Consider the following 19,432-nt stretch of genomic DNA (forward strand, 5'->3'; position numbering starts at 1 on the left):
GCAAAATCCATAAGAGGGGGATAACCGCCACTTCCTGTGTAATCTGGCTGGTCACAGAAATCAGCAAAGTCGAGGCTCAAGCGGCCAAGCCAATCCAAAGGATGTGGACCCTATGCCAGGTCGCGTCTCCGCAGCGGGATAAGCGCTCTTATCCTTCTGCGCCACTATGTCTGGTACCCGGTGATAGGTTCTCCATGCCATATAGGCTGCGCTGAGCACAAAGCCGACATACCCTGCTGACCAGAGCCAGGCTTGCGCTCGGATAGTCAGATGGGGTTCAAAAGGATGGGATAACTGATCAGGGCCAGGAGCGACCCGAGATTCGACAGTACATACAAGCGATAGGGAATTCGATCGCGATACTCGTTGCTGAACCATCCCTGCATCAGAGTGCTGTTGGATGAAAGCAGAAAATAGGGGATACCTACTGAAACCGCCAGAACTTTCAGGATTCCCAGGATAGGCTGAGCATTGCCTTGCAGACGCCAACTGGCATCTGGGGTAAGGGGAGAAGTCCAAACCAGCGTCGTAACCAGTAATAGGCCAAGTGACAAGCACAGCAGAAGCAGGTGTATCATGCTTTGCAAGCGGTTACGCGGTCGTCCCAGCAGCCAATAGGCGTAGGCATAGCCGCCGGTCAAAACGACCTGAAAGAAAAGCAACACCGTAGGCCATACTGTTGGCGTGCCACCAAACCAGGGCAGAATAACCTTTCCGATCATAGGCTGAACCAGAAAGAGGAGAAAAGCAGAGAGAAGAATGCTCAGAGCGTAGTAATATGGCATTAATTGTTATCCCTGATAAGGAAAGTCGAAGAGCAGCCCGTTTCCACGCCTACCTCAACTTTGATTGCTAGCTTCTTTCTCATAGCCAGGCGTGCCTCTTCGTAACCCGCCCTGGCGGCTTGATTATACTGTACAAGTACACAGAAACCCAAAACCTGCTTCTTATATTCGTAAGAACTCGTTCAGTCGGCTGGCAGTACCATAAAAGATGACGTTGTCGTTTGCCAAAGTAAGGAAGGCCTGATAGAATAACAAGCCAGCAAAGGACCCTGTGAGGCGTGATGACCCTTTTCTACCTTGCCTGTGCCTGGCTGCTGGGTATTTATCTCAGTTCTCTTATTCACCCTCCCGTGTGGGGCATTGCAGTGGCAGCCGGGGCATGCCTCGCGGTCTTTTTTATTCTGCGCAGGCAAATCCGTGTGCAGCTTTCGCAAACCAGAGCGATACAGCTCGCCAGCATCTATTTCTTGATCCTACTGCTGGGCATTTGGCGCTATGATCTGGCACGTCCCACCCTGGTACCTGGACCACTGGCTGCCTACAATGAAGGTGAAAAGGTCGTGCTGCAGGGCATTGTTGTAAATGAGCCGGTGGCCCGTGACCGTTCAACTAGGCTGCAAGTCTCAGTATCCAGGCTCAAGGCTGGTGATTTGTGGATGCCTATGCAGGATCAGGTCCTAGTGCAGATCCATAGCTATAAGACGTATCGTTATGGCGACGAACTAGAGATCCAAGGCAAGCTCCAGACGCCAAGCGATTCCGATGGTTTCTCCTACCGCACCTACCTGGCCAGAAAGGGCATCCATTCGCTGCTCAGCTATCCTCACATCACGCTCCTAGCACGCGATCGAGGCAAGCGCCTGCCGGCTGTGCTCTATGCCATAAAGCGGCGCACGCAAAGCGTTATCGCGAGCATTCTTCCTGAGCCAGAGGCGTCTTTGCTGATTGGCATTTTGCTTGGCAGTGATGAGGGCATCCCGCGTTCTTTGCTGGACAAGTTCCAGGCTACCGGCACGGCGCACATTATTGCTATCTCTGGGTTCAATATTGCCATCATCTCCGCGGCATTGGTCAAAGTATTTACCCGCATGCTGCCGCGCTATGTGGCGTTGTTCATAGCAGTAGGCGCGATTGCACTTTATGCTGTTCTGGTCGGCGCTGATCCCCCAGTGGTGCGCGCGGCGATCATGGGTGGCCTGGCAGCATTGGCTTTGATCGTCGGACGGCCAAGCCATGCCCTGACGAGCCTGTTCGCTGCAGCCTGGTTGATGACGGCATGGCAGCCATTTCTCTTGTGGGACGTTGCTTTTCAGCTCTCTTTCGCCGCCACCTTGGGCTTGATTGTGTACGCTGAAAAGCTCCAAAGAGGGCTTGAAAACGCACTCTGTCGGTTTGTCCCTGTGGAAACTGCCCAGCAGGTAACGCGGCTGCTCAACGACACTCTGTTGGTCACATTGGCCGCGATGATTACGACCTTGCCCCTGCTCATGTATCACTTCCAGCAGTTCTCACCGCTCAGTTTGATTGCCAACCTGCTTATCCTGCCAGTGCAGCCTGCTATCATGTACCTCGGCAGCACTGCTGCCATAGCCGGGCTGTTGTCGCTACCTATGGGAAGATGGCTTGGCTGGGCAGCATGGTTATTCTTGACTTACACCATCCGTGTCGTGGAGATCATGGCCCAGTGGGTGCACATTTCTGGGACGATAAGTCAGGTCAATCCTGCGGTTTATTTGGCTTACTACGCCATTTTGCTTCTCCTCAGTTTGAGGCCAGCAACAAATCTCTTTGCTTCGGTAAAGGCAGTACTGAGGCGTCTGCTGCACCAAGGGTTGACACGCAAACTGACTGCCTCGGCCCTGGCCATTGTCGCTATTCTAGTGTGGATGGAAGTAGCCCATTTGCCTGATGGCAAACTCCACGTGGTGTTCTTGGATGTGGGCCAGGGTGATGCCATCCTGGTGCAAACGCCAACGGGCAACCGCCTGCTGATAGACGGTGGCCCCAGTCCCGCTGCGCTGCTTGCAGCTTTTGGACGGCGATTGCCCTTCTGGGACCGACGGATAGACCTTATCCTGCTTTCACACCCGCATGATGACCATCTGTACGGGCTGCTACCCGTGGTGGAAAGGTACCAGGTCAGACAGGTGTTGATCAGCACTGCTACTTGCAATTCGCCACTGTGTGAGCAATGGCAGCAGCTCCTCCTAGAAAAGGATATCCCAGTGATGACGGTCGAACAGGCCATGCAAGTAGACCTGGGCGATGGTCTAACCATGGAGGTATTGCCTCCTATCAATGGAGATGCCGATAAGCTCGACCAGACATCACTTGTCGCTCGCCTAGCCTGGCAAGAGATATCCTTTCTGTTCACGGGCGATCTGGAGGCTGACCATCTGCTTGCTTTGCAGGATGCAGGGTGGTCATTGGACTGCACTGTGCTTAAGGTTCCTCACCACGGCAGCGACCAGGCCATCAACGAGGCTTTGTTGGCTACGATCCATCCTGACATCGCAATTATCTCTGTAGGAGCGGATAACCGCTTTGGTCATCCCGCAGAGACGACCTTGTCGTGCCTAGATCATGCGGGGATACAGGTCCTGCGCACGGATCAAGTAGGAACCATGGAGGTGATTGCAGATGGACAGCATTGCCAGGTGCGGTCAGGGAAGCGTTGATAGAGCCTGCTCTTTGCAAGGGCTTTGTCAAAAGAGGGTAGAGTGAGTATAATGTCCAGGTGTATGGCCATCTTTTGTGTGCTTCTAGTGCTCCTCGCCGGTGAACTTCTGCTTCGTGTGTACCACCAGCAGACGTTAAGGCAGAGGCTCCCTATAGACTTGCGCGAGGAAACCCGCGCATTGACCTGGGATGAGATCAAGGACAAATATCGCATCGTTTGCCTGGGGGATTCCATTACGTATGGCGAAGACCTGCCTTATGCTCAAACTTATCCCGCTGTGCTGGCTGATTTGCTGAGGCAAAGGCATGCCAACCTCGATGTCGTGGTGATCAATTCCGGCGTTCGGGGCCATACCGCAGTACAAGGACTGGCTCGTCTGGAGCGCGACGTGCTATGGTACAAGCCACATGTCGTCCTTATTGCTTTTGGCTTGAACGATGGGCGGTTGGGCTATTGGCCGCTGGACCCGATTCGCGAACGCCAGATGCGCGGCAGTCCTGGATGGCGGGGACGAGTGGCGGCGCTTTTGCAGCGTAGCCATCTTTGGCTGACTCTTCGCGCCCGAACCCGGCGCCTGCTGCTGCGGCTGGGCTGGCGTGAGCGATTGCCAGAAGTGCGTATGGAGGGTGAACCCCAGCCACGGGTCTCGCGTGAGGGGTTTGCCATAGCCCAAGAGCGCCTGATAGAAGGAATAAAGCAAAATGGTTGCACTGCGCTGTTCCTTATGACGACCACTCCTGTGACGGAGGCATTCGATGCCTACCTGGACGCGGTCCAGCATCAACGTCAATTGTCCATTTATGAGGAATACAATCGCATTATCCGAGAGACCGCAGCAAAGCATGGTGTTTGCCTGCTGGATTTGCACAGCATCTTCAGCAACTATCAGTCGGAACAGCTCTCATTGCTGGCGGAAGATGGCGTGCACCTGACAGCGGCTGGTGAGCGCCTTGTTGCTCAGAGTGTATTGCAGGCACTGGAGGAGAATGGCCTGCTCGTAAGCAAATGATACCAAAGGAGGTCGAGCATTGAAGAGGTTCTTGTCAGGCAATGAAGCTGTAGCCTGGGGGGCATGGGAAAGCGGGGTGCACGTGGCGGCTGCCTATCCTGGCACACCCAGTACTGAAATCCTGGAGACCTTTGCGCCGATGCCCGATGTATATGCAGAGTGGTCCCCCAATGAAAAGGTCGCACTCGACGTAGCAGTGGGGGCTGCTTATGCCGGCAGCCGTGCCATGGCGGTGATGAAGCATGTCGGACTGAACGTGGCAGCGGATAGCTTCTTCTATGCTTCTATGACTGGGCTGGAAGCTGGCTTGGTCATCGTCAACGCCGATGACCCTTTCATGCACAGCTCGCAGAACGAACAGGATAACCGCCGTTATGCCAAATTTGCCCGCATACCCTGCCTGGAACCAAGCGATAGCCAGGAAGCCCATGATTTGGTAGGCGTTGCCTTGGACATCAGCGAACAATTCGACACGCCGGTGATGTTGCGCCTGACCACCCGCATCTCCCATTCCAGCAGCTTGGTGGAATTGCAGGGCGTACGCCCTCCAGCACGTACGGAAAAGCCACCTTACCGTATTGACACGACCAAGTACGTCATGGTGCCTGGCAACGCACGACGTCGCCATCCGGTGATCGAAGAGCGGGTTACCAAGCTGGCCCAATTCGCTGAGACATTTCCCTACAACCGTATGGAACTCAAGGACCGTGCATTGGGCATTGTATCCAATGGCGTGGCCTACCAGTACGCGCGCGAGGTCTTCCCAGAAGCCTCGATGCTCAAGTTAGGCATGACCTACCCCGTGCCGGCCAAGATGCTGCGCGAGTTTGCTTCTCAGGTGGAACGCCTCATCGTGATCGAAGAGTTGGATCCATTCCTCGAGGAAGAGATTCGTTTGTTAGGCATAGCAGTGGAGGGGAAGAGCATTTTCCCCATTTGCGGTGAGTTGGATCAGCAGGTGGTGCGCGAGTGTGCCATCAAAGCAGGATTGTTGCCTCCTTCTGCGCGTGTCCCGGTTGTCACGCCAGAGAAAGGGCCGCTGCCATCTCGCCCTCCTATTTTATGTCCGGGATGCCCGCATCGTGGCACGCTCTATGTGGCGAAGAAGCTTGGATTAGTGGTGAACGGGGACATTGGCTGCTATACCTTGGCTTTTCAACCACCGCTGGGTGCGCTGCATACGTGCGGTTGCATGGGGGCAAGCATTGGCGTAGCGCATGGCGTGGCGAAAGCTGGCATTGCCCAGCGCAATATCGCTGCTCTAGGCGATTCCACCTTTTTCCACACGGGCATGCCTGCCTTGCTCAACGTGGCTTACAACCGCAGTAATGTCACCACCATTATTCTCGACAATCGCACCACAGCTATGACCGGCCATCAACAGCATCCAGGTACAGGACGCACACTGCAAGGAAGGGAGACGGTGCAGGTAGAATTTGAAGCGTTGGCCCACGCTATGGGCATTCAGCGCGTTCACACGGTGGATGCCTACGATCTAAAGGCAGTAGAGGCAGCGCTCAAGGACTGCTTAGAGGCTGATGAACCTGCCTTGATCGTTGCTCGACGCGAGTGCGCGCTGATGCCTGAAGCAAGAAAACAGTGGATGCCCTTGCAAGTGAACGCTGAGCGCTGTAATGGCTGTGGACTTTGTTTTCGCATAGGCTGCCCCGCGGTGGTCAAGAGCGGCGAGCTGGATGCCAAGACGGGCCGTCCAAAGGCGCGCATTGACCCACTGCTATGCACCGGTTGCGAAATTTGTGCTCAGGTATGTACACGTCGGGCAATCCTTTTCCGTCATCAACTGATTGAGAACAAGGAGCAGCAACAATGAGCGAGCGATCCACAGAGCAGACTCCGATCAATTTCCTCCTTGCTGGGGTAGGCGGCCAGGGCACTATCCTTGCCAGTGATATATTGGCTGCTGTCGGTTTGTCCATCGGTCATGACGTGAAGAAATCCGAAGTGCATGGCATGGCACAGCGCGGGGGCAGCGTGACCAGCCAGGTGCGCTGGGCGGATAAGGTCTATTCCCCCTTGATTGGGCTGGGCGAGGCGGACTTTTTCCTCGCTTTTGAGAAGCTGGAAGCCCTGCGGCACATCGAAATGCTGCGTCCGGGCGGCACGGTGCTGGTCAATGACTATGCGATCCCGCCCCTTTCGGTGAGCTCTGGCAACGACGACTACCCGGATAACGCACGCATCGAACGGATCTTGAGCGCCGTAACCACACGCTATTATTGGGTGCCGGCCATTGCGTTGGCTGAGAGCCTAGGCAATGCCAGAGTGAACAATGTCGTGCTTTTGGGTGCCTTATCCCACTTCCTTCCCCATGTTCCCCTCGCGGTATGGCTGGAATCTGTCCGTGAGCGTGTTCCGCAACGATTTGCCGATTTGAATGAGCGGGCCTTCCTGGCGGGACGAGAGGCGATGGAAAAAGATCGATGATCAAACGACTAATGGACTAGCGATAAAATGGCTAAGTATATTTTTGTTACCGGTGGCGTGATTAGTTCGGTGGGCAAAGGCGTCACAGCAGCCTCTATTGGACGGCTGATCAAGAGCCGCGGCGTGAGCGTCTCCATTCAGAAGCTGGACCCCTATCTCAACGTGGACCCAGGCACACTGAGTCCCTACCAACATGGCGAGGTGTTTGTGCTGCAGGATGGCAGCGAGACTGACCTCGATTTAGGCCACTATGAACGTTTCATTGATGAGAACCTGCTAGCGTCAAGCAACGTGACTACAGGGCAGGTCTACTCCGAGGTGATCGCCAAGGAGCGTCGGGGGGACTTTTTAGGAGGCACGATCCAGGTGATTCCCCATATTACCAATGAGATCAAGCGCCGCATTGGCCGCGTGGCAGCGGAGACAGGGGCAGAGGTGGTTATTGTCGAGGTAGGGGGTACGGTTGGCGATATTGAGGGCCAGCCCTTTCTGGAAGCGATCCGCCAGATGCGCAAAGATGTAGGGCGTGAAAATGTGCTCTATGTGCATGTCACTTACGTTCCCTACATCAGCACCACTGGCGAATTGAAGAGCAAGCCCACCCAGCATTCGGTAATGCAACTGCGCAGTTTTGGCATCCAGCCCGATGTGATTGTCTGCCGCTCTGATTATGACATAGACGAGGCCTTGAAGGATAAGATATCCCTCTTCTGCGATGTGGAAAAACGTGCCGTGATCCCTCTGGTTACGGCCAAGACCGTATACAAAGTGCCCCTTATCCTGGAGGAAGCAGGACTTGGACAATTCATCAGTGAGCGCCTGGGCTTGCCCTCAGAGCCTGATCTGACTTTCTGGCGTCATCTGGTAGCTGAGATCGAGCGCCCTAAGCCCGAGCTACGCATTGCGATCGTAGGCAAGTATGTAGCGCTCTTGGATGCCTATATCAGCGTGCGCGAAGCCTTATTCCATGCAGCGCTTGCTCATGGCTATAGCACACGCATCGAATGGATTAGTTCGGAGGACCTGGAGAGGGGGCGCGGCTTGGAGCGCCTGGAGCAGGTAGCAGGCATCATCGTGCCAGGCGGCTTTGGCTATCGGGGCATCGAAGGCAAGATCATCGCTGCCCGTTATGCCCGCGAGCATAAGAAGCCCTACTTAGGTTTGTGCTTGGGCATGCAAGTGATGGTCATCGAACTGGCGCGCCATGTGCTGGGCAGTGATGAGCCCAATAGCACGGAATTTGACCCATCTACCAAATATCCGGTGATCGATCTGATGCCAGAACAGCGGGCAATCACGGATATGGGCGGTACCATGCGCCTGGGGGTCTATCCGTGCCAGATGGTTCCAGGAACCAAGGTGGCTGCCGCATACGGAGAGCCACTGGTGTACGAACGGCATCGGCACCGCTTTGAGTTGAACAACCAATACCGTGACTTGTTGGCAAGTGCGGGTATGGTGTTCAGCGGGCTCTCGCCAGATGGACGGCTGGTGGAGATCGTGGAATTGCGTGATCATCCCTGGATGGTGGGATGCCAATTTCACCCTGAATTCCGATCGAGACCGGGCAAACCGCATCCCCTATTCAGTGGCTTTGTGGAAGCAGCGATACAATATACCAAGAGTGATGAGTGATGATTGGGAGCCGGAGCACGCCTCACTCCTCACTCTACCATCCCAAAGGAGGAGCCATGGAAATCTTTCTCGATACCGCGAAACTGGACGAAATTCGCGAAGCAGTGAAACTAGGAATTATTAGTGGGGTAACGACTAATCCCAGTCTGATGATGCGTGCGGGGCGCGGAGACTATAGAGAGGTTACACGCGAGATCTGCTACCTGGTGCAGAATCCCATCAGTGCCGAGGTGGTGAGCCTCGATGCAGAAGGGATGTTGGCTGAGGCTAAGGAAATCGCCACCTGGTCGCCACACGTCGTGGTCAAGGTTCCTACCATTGCCGAGGGTCTCAAGGCAATGAAAATGATCAGCCGCGAGGAAGTGGACCTGGATCGGCTGTGCCAAGGTTGCCCATGGCTGGGGAAGTGCGACACGAGCATTGAACTTGCCCGAGAATTAGCATCTTCGTGGGGCATCCGCATCAACGCCACTTTGGTCTTTTCACCGAACCAGGCATTGTTCGCCGCCAATGCTGGGGCCGATTTTGTCTCGCCCTTCGTGGGACGGCTCGATGACATCGGTGAGGATGGCATGCAGGTCGTTGCCGATATTGTCCAGATCTTCGAGACCTATGGTATAGATACCCAGGTCATCGCTGCCAGCATCCGCCACCCTCTGCATATCACGCAGGCAGCGCTGGCTGGCGCGGACATCGCCACCGTGCCCTATGATGTCCTGATGAAAGCGCTCAAACATCCCCTGACCGACATTGGGGTAGAGCGCTTCCTGGCAGATTGGGCAAAGGTGAAAGGGAGCAAATAGTAGGAATCTTGTACTTTGCCTAATCACATTCCAAAGAAGGAGGAGAACAATGAAGTTCGACCATGTGATCAAAGCTATGGAGAAAGCGGGCATTCCAGGGCGTGATGCCTATGACTTGCCCACGAGCACGAAGCGCTTTCCAGACGGTGCTTGGTACCGCATGGAGGTGTCCGGAGTCGAGCGCCCACAAGTGCTTGAAGCCGTGGTGGATGAAGCGGGAAAACGCAAGATGCCCATTCACCGCCTGATTTCCGTGGTGATGGGCGCCACCCTCTTGGACAAGGCGGAACTGCGCGATTTTGCTCAAATCGCTGCCAACGCCAAAATGGAGGTGATCCTCACCCCCGGCCCTCGCTCGGCTTGGGATACAGGACGCCAATTGGTTACCCCAGAGGGTGGCCTTTCCGGCCTGCGCTTCCGCGGCTCTGACCAGTTGCGCTATGTCATCGCCGACATCATGCGCTGCATAGACCTGGGCTTTCGCGGTTTCCTGGTCATAGACGAAGGGTTGCTCTGGCTACTGAACGAAATGAAGAAGAACGGGGACATACCGCGCGATGTGGTGTTCAAAGTCTCTATCTATGCCGGGCACGCCTCGGCCGCTGGTGGCAAACTCTTGGAGATACTGGGCGCGAGTACATTCAATCCCTTGGGTGATCTCTCGCTGCCACAGTTGGCGTCCATCCGTCAGGGCTGCAACATCCCGCTGGATTTGCACATCTACCTGGCGGAGTCCTTTGGCGGATACAACCGCTTCTACGAAGGACCTGAGATGGCTCGTCTCTGTGCTCCCTGCTACTTCAAGATCGAGCCTGGGCCAGCCTGTGCGGCAGGGCCTGGGGCGCTGTACAAACCATGGACGAGCGTGGATGCCTTGGCTTTCCTAGCGCGCGAAAAGGTCAAATACGCGCAGATCATCCACGAACTGATCCAGGAGAACTTCCCAGAGGCGACTATGTCAGGCATCGGTCCGGCGGATTTGGCGATTCCCAAGCCATAGGGCAAAAGAGCCGCATCCTTCTGTGAGTTTGATACCACGCTACAGGATGCGGCTCTTGCCAACTTATCTCAAAGGAGAGAATGAAATGAAAAGCGTCGCATTCAAACCACGTGGCGTCATGCCCGCTTTAGTAACTCCTTTCACGGCCGATGAGGAGGTGGATGAAGCCGGTCTGCGCACATTGGTTCGTCACGTCTTGCCCCATGTGGATGGCGTTGTCCCGTGTGGCACAACGGGCGAGTTCGTCTATCTCACCCCAGATGAACAAAGGCGCATTATCGAGATTGTGATAGACGAAGTAGCCGGACGAGTGCCAGTAATCGCTGGCACGGGTGCTGCCTCGACCCGGCAGGCGGTGCAGTTGGCACGCGCCGCCCAGCAGGCGGAAGCTGATGCCTGCCTGGTGGTCACGCCCTTTTTCCTACATCCCGCTGATAAGGGCATCTATCAGCACTTCTATGAGATTGCCCAGGCTGTGGACTTGCCCATCATCATGTACAATATCCCCCAGACTGTGGATGCCTACCTTCCGCGCACGGTAATCGAGGATCTGGCCGATATCCCCAACATCGTCGCGCTGAAGGATTCCTCCGGCAATCTCACCTATACCATGGAGGTGCTGGAAATGACCAAGGGTAGGCTAGATGTGCTTATCGGACATGACGAAGTGGTTCTGCCTGCCCTGGCCGCGGGCTGCAGTGGCATGATTCTGGCCAGTGCGCAGGTCTTTCCTGAGATATGGCAGAAGGTGTATGCTGCAGTCCAGGCAGGTGACCTGGAGACAGCACGAACGCTGCAACTCAGCGTGCAAAAGCTAGCGCGCATCTTCTGCCGGCACGGTGGCGGAGTAGCCATCAAAGCAGCGCTGAACATGATGGGCATCAAAGTCGGTGGCCCCCGCCGTCCGTTGCTTCGGCAAGGCGGTGTGCTCATCAACGAGGTGCGCGCTGAGATACGCCTGGAGCTGGAAAAACTGGGCAAGATCAGCGCTACAGAGGTGGAGATCGAGGCTCCGAGTGCGCCTTTGCCGGAGCGGTTTGCCTCTCTGGGATTGCCAGCCGACCTCTTGCAATCGAATGGCGTGCGCATGGGCACTGCGGTAGTTGGCGAAGGTGTAGAAAGGGTACAGATTGACCTAGTGGCGGGCCCCAAAGATGGCCCAGTTGGCGATGCCTATGCGCTGCAACTCACCTACCCGCGCCAAGGGCACGAGGCTTTGACTGCCATCCTTGAACCCAATTTGACCGTGCGCCCGGCTACGCTCATCGTGCCCGTCGTGGAACTGAAGGATCTGCGCCAGGCCAACATGATCTACGGGCCTACGCAGACGGCAGTGGGCAAAGCTGTTGTAGATGGCTTGGCTTCGGGGTTGATACCGACATCTGCCATGGAGGGAGAGATCATGCTAGCGCAAGTTACCGTGCATCCCCAGGCATTGGACCGCCATCAGATTTATTGGAATGCCTATAGAGCGATGAACGAGGCACTGAACAATGCATACAATAGAGGACTCTGAGATGGAATGCAAACAAGAAAAGAACAAACAAACCTGCACCTGTACCTATGAACCATGCCCGCGTAAGGGCATCTGTTGTGAGTGCATTGCCTACCACCGTCGCTACGGTGAACTACCTGGCTGCCTTTTCCCGCCAGAGGTAGAGCGCACGTACGATCGCTCTATTGCGCGATTTGTCGCGTGTTACAAACGCTGAGTGGAAGCACTGAGGTGCTCATTACGAGATTGCATTTTCCTGATCTGAGTTAAGAGGCTTTCTTCTCTGACGTGAAAGGAGCAAACATGAACAAGAAACCAGAGTGGTTCAAAGGGATCTTTCCGGCTCTGGTAACTCCATTTGTAAATGGCAGGGCTATTGATGAGGCAGCGTACCGTGCCTTGATTCGCTTTGTCCTGCCCTATGTGAATGGGGTTGTGCCGGTAGGGACAACGGGCGAGTTCGTCTATTTGACCGAGGATGAGAAACGCCAGGCCATTGCCATCGCTCTGGATGAAGTGGCAGGGCGTGTTCCGGTGGTTGCGGGCACAGGCTGTGCCAGCACGCGCGATACCGTGGCCCTGACGCGCTACGCCAAAGACGCTGGAGCGCAGGCAGCCCTTGTCGTGGCACCTTATTACCTCAAACCTACCTACAACGAGATCTACGAGCACTATGAGGCGGTGAGTAAAGTCGGCCTGCCGATTATCCTCTACAACATCCCCCAATGCGCTGGTACCCATTACGAATGGTGGACTGCGGAGGGATTGGCACAACTGGATAACGTGGTTGGCATTAAAGATTCCAGCGGGGACATGCCGTTTTTGATGGCTCTGTTTGAGAAAATAAAGGGGCTGGTCGGCATTTTCTGTGGCCACGATGAAATCATTACTGCGGCATTGGCAGCAGGAGCAGATGGCGCTATCCTTGCCAGTGCCAACCTTATCCCGGATGTCTGGCAGCAGATTTACGCTGCCGTGCGGAATGGCGACCTAGCCCAAGCGCAGGCTTTGCAAGCCAAGATCCAGATATTGGTGCGTCTCATCACCAGACAGGGTTCTGTTCAGGCGGTCAAAGAGGGGCTATGGATGATGGGACTCGAGGTGGGCAATGCGCGCTTGCCTATGATGCCTGGCGATGCTTTCCGACGCGAGGATCGCGAAGACCTGCGCTGGCAACTGGAAAAGTTGGGCAAGATCCCGCTACGGGTAATGGAATATGAATTGCGCGGCAAAACGGTGCGTACAACCGTTCCTGCCACACCCCAAACGCCGCACCGGGTCAATGGGTTTGCTCTGAAGATTGGCGAGGGCTTTGCCGGACCACCTTTCTTCGAGTTGGCACATATTGACCTGCTGTTGGGCGAGCGAGGCGGGCCAGTGGACCGGGCTATTGACCAGGCGCTCACTGTATCGCATCCTGGACACGAGGTGCGCGTCATTTACGAACGCCCGCGCACGTTGCTTGTGCCAACTGTTACCTTGCGCACGGATAAGCAGGCAGAACACATTTACACTTGGGCCACCAATGGCATTGTGCAGGCTATCGAGGCCAGCATTGCCGATGGCTTCCTGCCTAAAGAGGCGCTGGACGATCTGGTCATGATTGCCAATGCATTCGTTCACCCTGCAGCAGCCAACCGCAAGCGCATCGAGGTGAACAACTATAAGGCGATGCGCGCCGCCATTCGCAAAGCCATTGAGGGGCGTCCCACGCTCGAAGAGATGCTACACGAGAGACAAGCGGTGCGCCACCCATTCCGGTACGCGCCATAAAAGAAACCAGGGTTTCTATAAGGGATAGGGGTTATACAGCACTGCTTTCAATCCCAACGTTTTCACTGTCTCCGGCAGAGGCCAACCGGTGACTGGGTCAACGCCCATGATCTCGAAGTAGCTCTTGGACATCGCCTCTGTATCCAGCGTCACACCAGCCAGAGGACCTACCTCTAGAGGAGGTTCTCCGCGCTCGCGTGCTGGCAGCGTAACTTGCTTTGGCGAGATGCCCTCGCGGGCATTAAAGGCATGGCGCAGGGCCTGGATGCGCCTTCCGATGCGGAGCAAGTCCAGTTCGTCCACATCCCAGCCAGTAGCAGCTCGTAACCAATCCAGAACGGGTGGTTCACCCATCAACAAACTGAATTGACATAAGCCCAGGGAATCAAAGGCGCGCACCACTTGCATGGCCACGGCCGCTTCTGCTCCCTTGGCAGCGTAATCATAGCGGTCAGCCGGCTGGAGTCCACTCAGTTTGAGATAGCGCGCGATGGTGGGATTAGCCGTCATCCCGCTAAGAGTAGCAGTGTGACGACCCGGTGCCGGATCCAGCAGGTAACCAACGGCAACGATGGGCTCGTAGAGTCCGCGGTGCATCGGCAGTTCCTGGCCACCAGCGTGCACAGCGGCCTCTTGAGCAGCGGGATCGAGCCTCGCCGCGGCTCGCCGTACACCGTCGGCCAGCCATTCCCCGAGTCCTGGCTGACGAGCAGCAATGCGCCTGGTCAGCTCGATGATTGCTTGCCCATCTCCCCAACGAAGGTCAAGTTCATCAGCTAGTTCAGGCGGCAGACAGCCACGCTCAGCGCACTCGACGGCAAAAGCCACAGCCACGCCTGTGGAGATGGTATCCAATCCGGCCAGGTTACAGATTTCATTGCAGGCCACCACCGTATCCAGATCAGCGTTCATGAGCAATGGGCCGAAAGCAGCCAGTGTCTCGTACTCTGGGCGGTGACCAGTGCCTCCGTCTGGCAATCGGATGGTTGCGCCACATGCGAGCGGGCAACTGTGACAGGCATATGGTTTAATCTTGGTGCGGATGACCGCCTCATCGCTGATGTTTTCAGCCATGCTGACCGGGTAGTCCCGTACGCTTGTACCCGTCCAATTGCGGATAGGGGTATCCTCAAGAGCAACCAGCAAAGCGGTTGCTGATGCTGTCCCGTACAAGCGATAGGTGTCAATGATCATCTGTACTGGGCCGCTAGTGGGTTTGAAACTGAGACGGCGCAAAAGAGGAGCAAAGACATGGAGGAACTTGGGTACAATGGGTATCCAGCGGGCCGGTTGCCGGCGGAACAATTGGCGGTAACCTTTTACGCTTTGTTCAAAGGCGTTCTTGTGCGCAAGGGATAGCGTTGCCTTACCCCGTACAGCCACGGCTTTCAAGTTCTTGGTGCCCATCACTGCCCCCAAACCGCAGCGAGCGGCAATCCGACCGCCATCGTTGACAATCCCGGAGATGAGCGAGCGCTTTTCCCCCGCAGGACCGATGCAGGCCACCTGCACATCTGTCGAAGTAGCGTGTCGGATGGCTTCCTCCGTCGCGACTGTGTCCAGACCCCACAGCTCACCAGCATCGCGTAGTTCAGCATACTGGTCATCTACGTAGAGATAGACAGGGCTCTCTGCTATGCCACGAACGAAGATGCCATCGTAGCCCGCCCCGCGCAAGGCTGGGCCAAATCTGCCTCCGCCATTTGCATCGCCCCAGCCCCCGGTGAGCGGCGACTTGGCCACCACCATGAAGCGGCCACTGAAAGGCGCGTTGGTGCCAGTGAGCAGACCGGGCAGGAATCCCAATATGTTGTCAGGGCCTAGAGGGTCAGCGTGGGTTGGGAGGCGTTCGTAGAGCACGCGCACGCCCAGTCCGTATCCTCCTAGATACTGGCGATAGATCTCATCTGGAAGCGTTTGTGCCTCAAGATGCCCAGTTGAAAGATCAACGAATAGTACCTTTCCCCAATATCCGTTCAACATATGCCCTTGCTGTGGGTTAACCAATGCCCATTGTCTGTAACATTTCCACCATCTCGGGTGGCAGGTGAGCTGGCTCTTTGCCGAAAAGCTTGCAGGCTAGCAGAACCTGAACCACCTCCTCGATGGCCATGGTGCGGTTCGCTGCCTGGCGCAGCGTCCAGCCAACAGTCAGCAAGCCATGACATTGCATCAAAACCGCCGGGCTATGCTGCAGTGCCGCGACTACCGCCTCGCATAACTCCGTTGAGCCTGATACGTAGTAAGGTATGACCTGTGTATTGATAAATGGAACCGCGTCTACTGTGATGGGTGGAATGCTGCCGTTTATCAGTCCCAATGCCGTGCATAATCTAGCGTGGCTGTGGATAACCGCTTCGATCTCCTGGTAGGCGGCATAGACAGCCAGATGCACCCTGGTCTCGACCGAAGGGCGCTGACGACGCTCGTAGGGTCGGCCTTTGCTATTCACCTTCACCATGTCTTCGGGTTTGAGGCCACCCTTGTAGAGCATGGTGGGCGTGATGAGGAAGGCATCTTCTTCATCGGGGATACGCACCGAAATGTTGCCGCCAGTGGGCGTAATCATCCCCATAGCAAACAGCTCATCAACAACACTGACAATTTCCTGACGCAATTCCTGCTCTGTTGCCATCTCTTTAACCCCTTCGTTAGCTCAGATGCTAAAGCGCACGTGCCTGCTCAAATAGCCTAGTCCATTTACGATATAACGCACGGTAAGCACGCGCGTTCTCGACATTTGGCTCCACCAGCGCTTCCTGGTGCACCATAGCTGCACTGGCTGAAGGTAAATCGTGGTATAGCCCCGCTCCCACGGCAGCACAGATTGCCGCACCAAGACTGCTAGCTTCGTGCACTCGCGGTACCTGCACCGGGTGTTGGCAAACATCCGCGACAATCTGCGCAAAGAGGCCCGAATGGGCCAGACCACCGCACAAATTCAAGCAGCTCAGCTTCTGTCCACTGATCGCCTCTAGTTGCTCAACATTGCCGCGTACTGCATAGGCGATGTTTTCCAGGATAGCTCGGCCAAAAGCTCCGCGCGTTGGCGGATGCTCTGTGCCTCCTAGAAATGGGAAGACAAAAACGGATTTGGGTGGGAAAGCCAGTTCGCGGAAGTCAGCAATCTGTGGGCCTATCACGGCCAATACTTCTCCCGGCTGGGCTTGCTGCATTTCGTTCTCTAGTCTGTAATAATCAGCCCTGCCAACGCCGACAAAGGTCTGGCAAAACCAACGATAAGCGCTACCAGCCAGCCCAGCATTGCTCTCCAAAACCCAACGACCTGGGATGACATAGGCTCCCAAATGCAAGCGGTGCAGTTCGTCGAAAACGGGCCGCGAAAGAACCATTTGCACTGGCATCGTCGTTCCCGCGATAACCGTGGTTGCGCCTTCCTCCCAAGCAGCACAACCCAAGCAGGCAGCTTGCGAATCTCCGGCCCCAGCAGCAACAGGGATGCCCTTTGGCAAGCCTAATGCCTCTGCTGCTTGTGCGGTCAATGCGCCTACGGTTTCCCCAGGCTGATGACAAGGGGGATAGAGTTGCTCGGAGTAACCTAAACAATGAGCCAATTCAGAGGACCAGGTGCATTGCACAACATCGAAAAGCATGGAGGAACTGGCATTCGTCGGCTCTGTACACATTTGACCACTGAGGCGATAGATCAGCCAATCACTGATCATCAAGACCCGTGCGACCCGCTCGTAGACCTCAGGACGATGAATCCGAAACCACCATAAGCGTTCTGCGGCGCCTAGACCCAATGGCCAGCGTCCGGCGATGCGGTAAACTATCTCGCCGAATTGGTTGGCAATATCTTCGGCATGCAGGACACCGCGTGCATCGCGATTGGTACTGCAGTGGAGTTCGCGACCTCCTGCGTCCAGAAAGACAACCCCATCGCGCTGACTAGTAGCACTGATGCCAAGCACATCCTGAGGGTGGATGCTGGCCTGAGACATGGCTTGCTTCGTGGTGCGACACAGGATAGCCCACATCTCTTGAGGATCGAATTCCGCTCCCAGGGGTTCATCTGCCGGAGTGCGCGGAGACCAGTCCTCTGCTGCTGAAGAGATCAGATTGCCCTGTAGGTCGAAGATGGCACTGCGTCCAGAGCCGCTGCCGGCGTCCAATGCGATTACACAATCAGTTTTCATGGCCAACCTCACACAGTGGTGATAACCCCGCAACAAGCGCATTTCAGACAGATGGACATGCTACCACTGGAAGCGCTCCAGCACCTGTGGATTGGCGCAGTGCAACGGTCGCTGTCCTTCGAAGAGCCGCACCAAGTCCGCTGTGGCAATGCGCGATTGGTGGGTCACTACCTCGGCAGTGCTTCCGCCAATGTGAGGCGTGGCGATGACGTTCTCCAGGCTCAGCAATGGATGCTCTGGAGATGGGGGCTCGTCCTTGAATACATCCAGGGCTGCGCCACCCAGATGCCCATTGCGTAGGGCTTGATAGAGAGCTGTCTCATCTGTCAAATCTGCGCGAGCGGTATTGATGAAATAGGCTCCGTTTTTCATTAGGCTGAATTCGCGCTCACCGATCAGTCCGGTTGTTTCCTCTGTAACAGGTGCATGCAAACTAACGATGTCAGAGCACTGCAACAGTTCTTCCAAGCTCAACAATGTCACACCCAACTCCAGGGCCTCTTCGCGGGCGACGTAGGGGTCATACGCTACCACGCGGGCTCCGAAAGCACGCAAGCGAGTTGCTACAGCCCGCCCGACTGCTCCTAGTCCTACCAGGCCAACCGTCTTTTCCCAGAGCTCCGTGCCACGGTACTGGGTGAAGACACGAGCCAATTTCTCCATGCCATCACCGGGTTCACGCAGAATGCTTGCCACAGATAAGAAATGTCGCAACAGAGCGAGCATAAACAGCAACGTCAGATCGGCCACAGCATCGGCATTGCGTCCAGGGGTGATTAACACGGGGATGCCGTACTCAGTAGCAGCTTCAATGTCAATGTTCACTGGTGCACCACGGCAACAAGAAATAACCCGCAGGCTAGGTGCTTTGGAGAAGATATATCGGCGAACCTGGTCAACCTCGGTAACCAGGACGTTCACGCCCTCGAGCGCCTTGACTAGTTTGGAGCCAGCCAGGACCTGCATCTGTTCGCCATAGCTGCTGTATTCCACTTCCCCATAACGGCGCAGGGTGGCTAGTGCCTCCTCGTCGAACTGAGCAGTGATCAGAATCTTCATGAGCCTATTTCAGATTTTGCTTGCAGGTAGATGCGTTGAAAATCATCCATGAGGCTTTGCAGACGCATCGCGGCGGCAACATTGCCAGAAAAAGCCAGGTCCCCTTTCATCGCCGCTTTGGCAGCGTTCACCTTGCCGGTGAACATGCCATCGAAAATGTCGCTGTCCATCGTTAGTTGTGCGTCCGATTCTTCGAGCTCGCCCAATCCCGCTTCGATTTTGCCATCCAAAAAACGGGTGTAGAAGAAGACGTCCAGGTCGGGGAACTCGTAGCTCAGGGAGAGGTTCTTCCCCTTGCTGGCCTGGATGAGTGCGGCATCAGACTGCATCAACTCAGCCATCTTGGCCAATACTCGTTTCAATTCATCCGGTGTTTGATATACGGGCATAACAATCTCCTCCTCTTCTGGAATGCAGCCACTATTGTGGATATTACCACGAAATACCCATTCTGGCAAGGTTTCGTGTTCTTTTATCTAAAATGTCACTAAAGAGGTATAGTTCTTTCAAATGATAATATCACCGGAGGGACTATGCCTAACGAAGAGAAAATGACCATTGATGAGCGCTACAAGTATCTACGCATCA

General features: G+C 55.6%; 16 protein-coding genes. 10 read left to right on the forward strand and 6 right to left on the reverse strand.

The window, feature by feature from the left end; genetic code table 11:
• Positions 1-266 precede the first annotated feature (266 nt).
• A complete protein-coding gene (locus tag H5T67_09200; GenBank protein MBC7245492.1) occupies positions 267-785 on the reverse strand; it encodes a hypothetical protein in 519 nt (172 codons plus the stop codon).
• 281 nt (positions 786-1,066) lie between these two features.
• Here H5T67_09200 and H5T67_09205 point away from each other — a divergent pair, with 281 nt between their 5' ends.
• The 10 genes from H5T67_09205 (at position 1,067) to dapA (H5T67_09250) (ending at position 13,625) form a co-directional block, all read left to right on the forward strand.
• Complete coding sequence (locus H5T67_09205) at positions 1,067-3,463, forward strand: DNA internalization-related competence protein ComEC/Rec2 (GenBank protein ID MBC7245493.1); 2,397 nt, start codon at positions 1,067-1,069, stop codon at positions 3,461-3,463.
• Positions 3,464-3,514: 51 nt separating this feature from the next.
• The gene (locus tag H5T67_09210) at positions 3,515-4,474 is read left to right on the forward strand and encodes a hypothetical protein (GenBank protein MBC7245494.1); all 960 of its coding nucleotides are present in this window, start codon (positions 3,515-3,517) and stop codon (positions 4,472-4,474) included.
• Positions 4,475-4,493: 19 nt separating this feature from the next.
• On the forward strand, positions 4,494-6,305 hold the full coding sequence (gene iorA / locus H5T67_09215; protein ID MBC7245495.1) for an indolepyruvate ferredoxin oxidoreductase subunit alpha: 1,812 nt from the start codon (positions 4,494-4,496) through the stop codon (positions 6,303-6,305).
• The gene (locus H5T67_09220; GenBank protein MBC7245496.1) at positions 6,302-6,919 is read left to right on the forward strand and encodes an indolepyruvate oxidoreductase subunit beta; all 618 of its coding nucleotides are present in this window, start codon (positions 6,302-6,304) and stop codon (positions 6,917-6,919) included. The genes iorA and H5T67_09220 overlap by 4 nt, the downstream gene beginning before the upstream one ends.
• A gap of 27 nt (positions 6,920-6,946) precedes the next feature.
• Positions 6,947-8,554, forward strand: coding sequence for a CTP synthase (locus tag H5T67_09225; protein MBC7245497.1), 1,608 nt, complete (start codon positions 6,947-6,949; stop codon positions 8,552-8,554).
• 56 nt (positions 8,555-8,610) lie between these two features.
• The gene (locus tag H5T67_09230) at positions 8,611-9,357 is read left to right on the forward strand and encodes a transaldolase family protein (protein ID MBC7245498.1); all 747 of its coding nucleotides are present in this window, start codon (positions 8,611-8,613) and stop codon (positions 9,355-9,357) included.
• Between the two features lie 49 nt (positions 9,358-9,406).
• Complete coding sequence (locus H5T67_09235; GenBank protein MBC7245499.1) at positions 9,407-10,357, forward strand: hypothetical protein; 951 nt, start codon at positions 9,407-9,409, stop codon at positions 10,355-10,357.
• Positions 10,358-10,442: 85 nt separating this feature from the next.
• Positions 10,443-11,873: a 4-hydroxy-tetrahydrodipicolinate synthase gene (gene dapA / locus H5T67_09240; protein ID MBC7245500.1), complete on the forward strand. Its 1,431-nt coding sequence runs from the start codon at positions 10,443-10,445 to the stop codon at positions 11,871-11,873.
• A 1-nt stretch (position 11,874) separates the two neighbouring features.
• Positions 11,875-12,069 (forward strand): hypothetical protein, encoded by a 195-nt coding sequence (locus H5T67_09245; protein MBC7245501.1) that lies wholly within the window; start codon positions 11,875-11,877, stop codon positions 12,067-12,069.
• A gap of 86 nt (positions 12,070-12,155) precedes the next feature.
• Positions 12,156-13,625: a 4-hydroxy-tetrahydrodipicolinate synthase gene (gene dapA / locus H5T67_09250; protein ID MBC7245502.1), complete on the forward strand. Its 1,470-nt coding sequence runs from the start codon at positions 12,156-12,158 to the stop codon at positions 13,623-13,625.
• Positions 13,626-13,640: 15 nt separating this feature from the next.
• On the opposite strand, the gene H5T67_09255 is transcribed toward dapA (H5T67_09250), so the two are convergent.
• Genes H5T67_09255 through H5T67_09275 form a run of 5 tightly spaced genes read right to left on the reverse strand, consistent with a single transcriptional unit; the run spans position 13,641 to position 19,233 of the window.
• On the reverse strand, positions 13,641-15,608 hold the full coding sequence (locus H5T67_09255; GenBank protein ID MBC7245503.1) for an aldehyde ferredoxin oxidoreductase family protein: 1,968 nt from the start codon (positions 15,606-15,608) through the stop codon (positions 13,641-13,643).
• Positions 15,609-15,624: 16 nt separating this feature from the next.
• Positions 15,625-16,260 carry a class II aldolase/adducin family protein gene (locus H5T67_09260; protein ID MBC7245504.1) on the reverse strand — a complete coding sequence of 212 codons (636 nt, stop codon included), beginning with the start codon at positions 16,258-16,260 and terminating at the stop codon, positions 15,625-15,627.
• 28 nt (positions 16,261-16,288) lie between these two features.
• Complete coding sequence (locus H5T67_09265; protein ID MBC7245505.1) at positions 16,289-17,785, reverse strand: hypothetical protein; 1,497 nt, start codon at positions 17,783-17,785, stop codon at positions 16,289-16,291.
• Between the two features lie 60 nt (positions 17,786-17,845).
• Positions 17,846-18,844, reverse strand: a complete 999-nt coding sequence (locus H5T67_09270) for a hypothetical protein (GenBank protein MBC7245506.1) — start codon at positions 18,842-18,844, stop codon at positions 17,846-17,848.
• Positions 18,841-19,233: an SCP2 sterol-binding domain-containing protein gene (locus H5T67_09275; GenBank protein MBC7245507.1), complete on the reverse strand. Its 393-nt coding sequence runs from the start codon at positions 19,231-19,233 to the stop codon at positions 18,841-18,843. The genes H5T67_09270 and H5T67_09275 overlap by 4 nt, the downstream gene beginning before the upstream one ends.
• Positions 19,234-19,432: the final 199 nt, after the last annotated feature.

The sequence above is a fragment of the Chloroflexota bacterium genome, assembly GCA_014360905.1.
Taxonomy (GTDB): domain Bacteria; phylum Chloroflexota; class Anaerolineae; order UBA2200; family UBA2200; genus JACIWX01.

What these genes read in the sequence shown, in the direction of transcription:
- H5T67_09200 (MBC7245492.1), bottom strand. Translation starts at nt 785, where the DNA reads ATGCCATATTACTACGCTCTGAGCATTCTTCTCTCTGCTTTTCTCCTC.
- H5T67_09205 (MBC7245493.1), top strand. Translation starts at nt 1,067, where the DNA reads ATGACCCTTTTCTACCTTGCCTGTGCCTGGCTGCTGGGTATTTATCTC.
- H5T67_09210 (MBC7245494.1), top strand. Translation starts at nt 3,515, where the DNA reads ATGTCCAGGTGTATGGCCATCTTTTGTGTGCTTCTAGTGCTCCTCGCC.
- H5T67_09220 (MBC7245496.1), top strand. Translation starts at nt 6,302, where the DNA reads ATGAGCGAGCGATCCACAGAGCAGACTCCGATCAATTTCCTCCTTGCT.
- H5T67_09225 (MBC7245497.1), top strand. Translation starts at nt 6,947, where the DNA reads ATGGCTAAGTATATTTTTGTTACCGGTGGCGTGATTAGTTCGGTGGGC.
- H5T67_09230 (MBC7245498.1), top strand. Translation starts at nt 8,611, where the DNA reads ATGGAAATCTTTCTCGATACCGCGAAACTGGACGAAATTCGCGAAGCA.
- H5T67_09235 (MBC7245499.1), top strand. Translation starts at nt 9,407, where the DNA reads ATGAAGTTCGACCATGTGATCAAAGCTATGGAGAAAGCGGGCATTCCA.
- dapA (MBC7245500.1), top strand. Translation starts at nt 10,443, where the DNA reads ATGAAAAGCGTCGCATTCAAACCACGTGGCGTCATGCCCGCTTTAGTA.
- H5T67_09245 (MBC7245501.1), top strand. Translation starts at nt 11,875, where the DNA reads ATGGAATGCAAACAAGAAAAGAACAAACAAACCTGCACCTGTACCTAT.
- dapA (MBC7245502.1), top strand. Translation starts at nt 12,156, where the DNA reads ATGAACAAGAAACCAGAGTGGTTCAAAGGGATCTTTCCGGCTCTGGTA.
- H5T67_09255 (MBC7245503.1), bottom strand. Translation starts at nt 15,608, where the DNA reads ATGTTGAACGGATATTGGGGAAAGGTACTATTCGTTGATCTTTCAACT.
- H5T67_09260 (MBC7245504.1), bottom strand. Translation starts at nt 16,260, where the DNA reads ATGGCAACAGAGCAGGAATTGCGTCAGGAAATTGTCAGTGTTGTTGAT.
- H5T67_09265 (MBC7245505.1), bottom strand. Translation starts at nt 17,785, where the DNA reads ATGAAAACTGATTGTGTAATCGCATTGGACGCCGGCAGCGGCTCTGGA.
- H5T67_09270 (MBC7245506.1), bottom strand. Translation starts at nt 18,844, where the DNA reads ATGAAGATTCTGATCACTGCTCAGTTCGACGAGGAGGCACTAGCCACC.
- H5T67_09275 (MBC7245507.1), bottom strand. Translation starts at nt 19,233, where the DNA reads ATGCCCGTATATCAAACACCGGATGAATTGAAACGAGTATTGGCCAAG.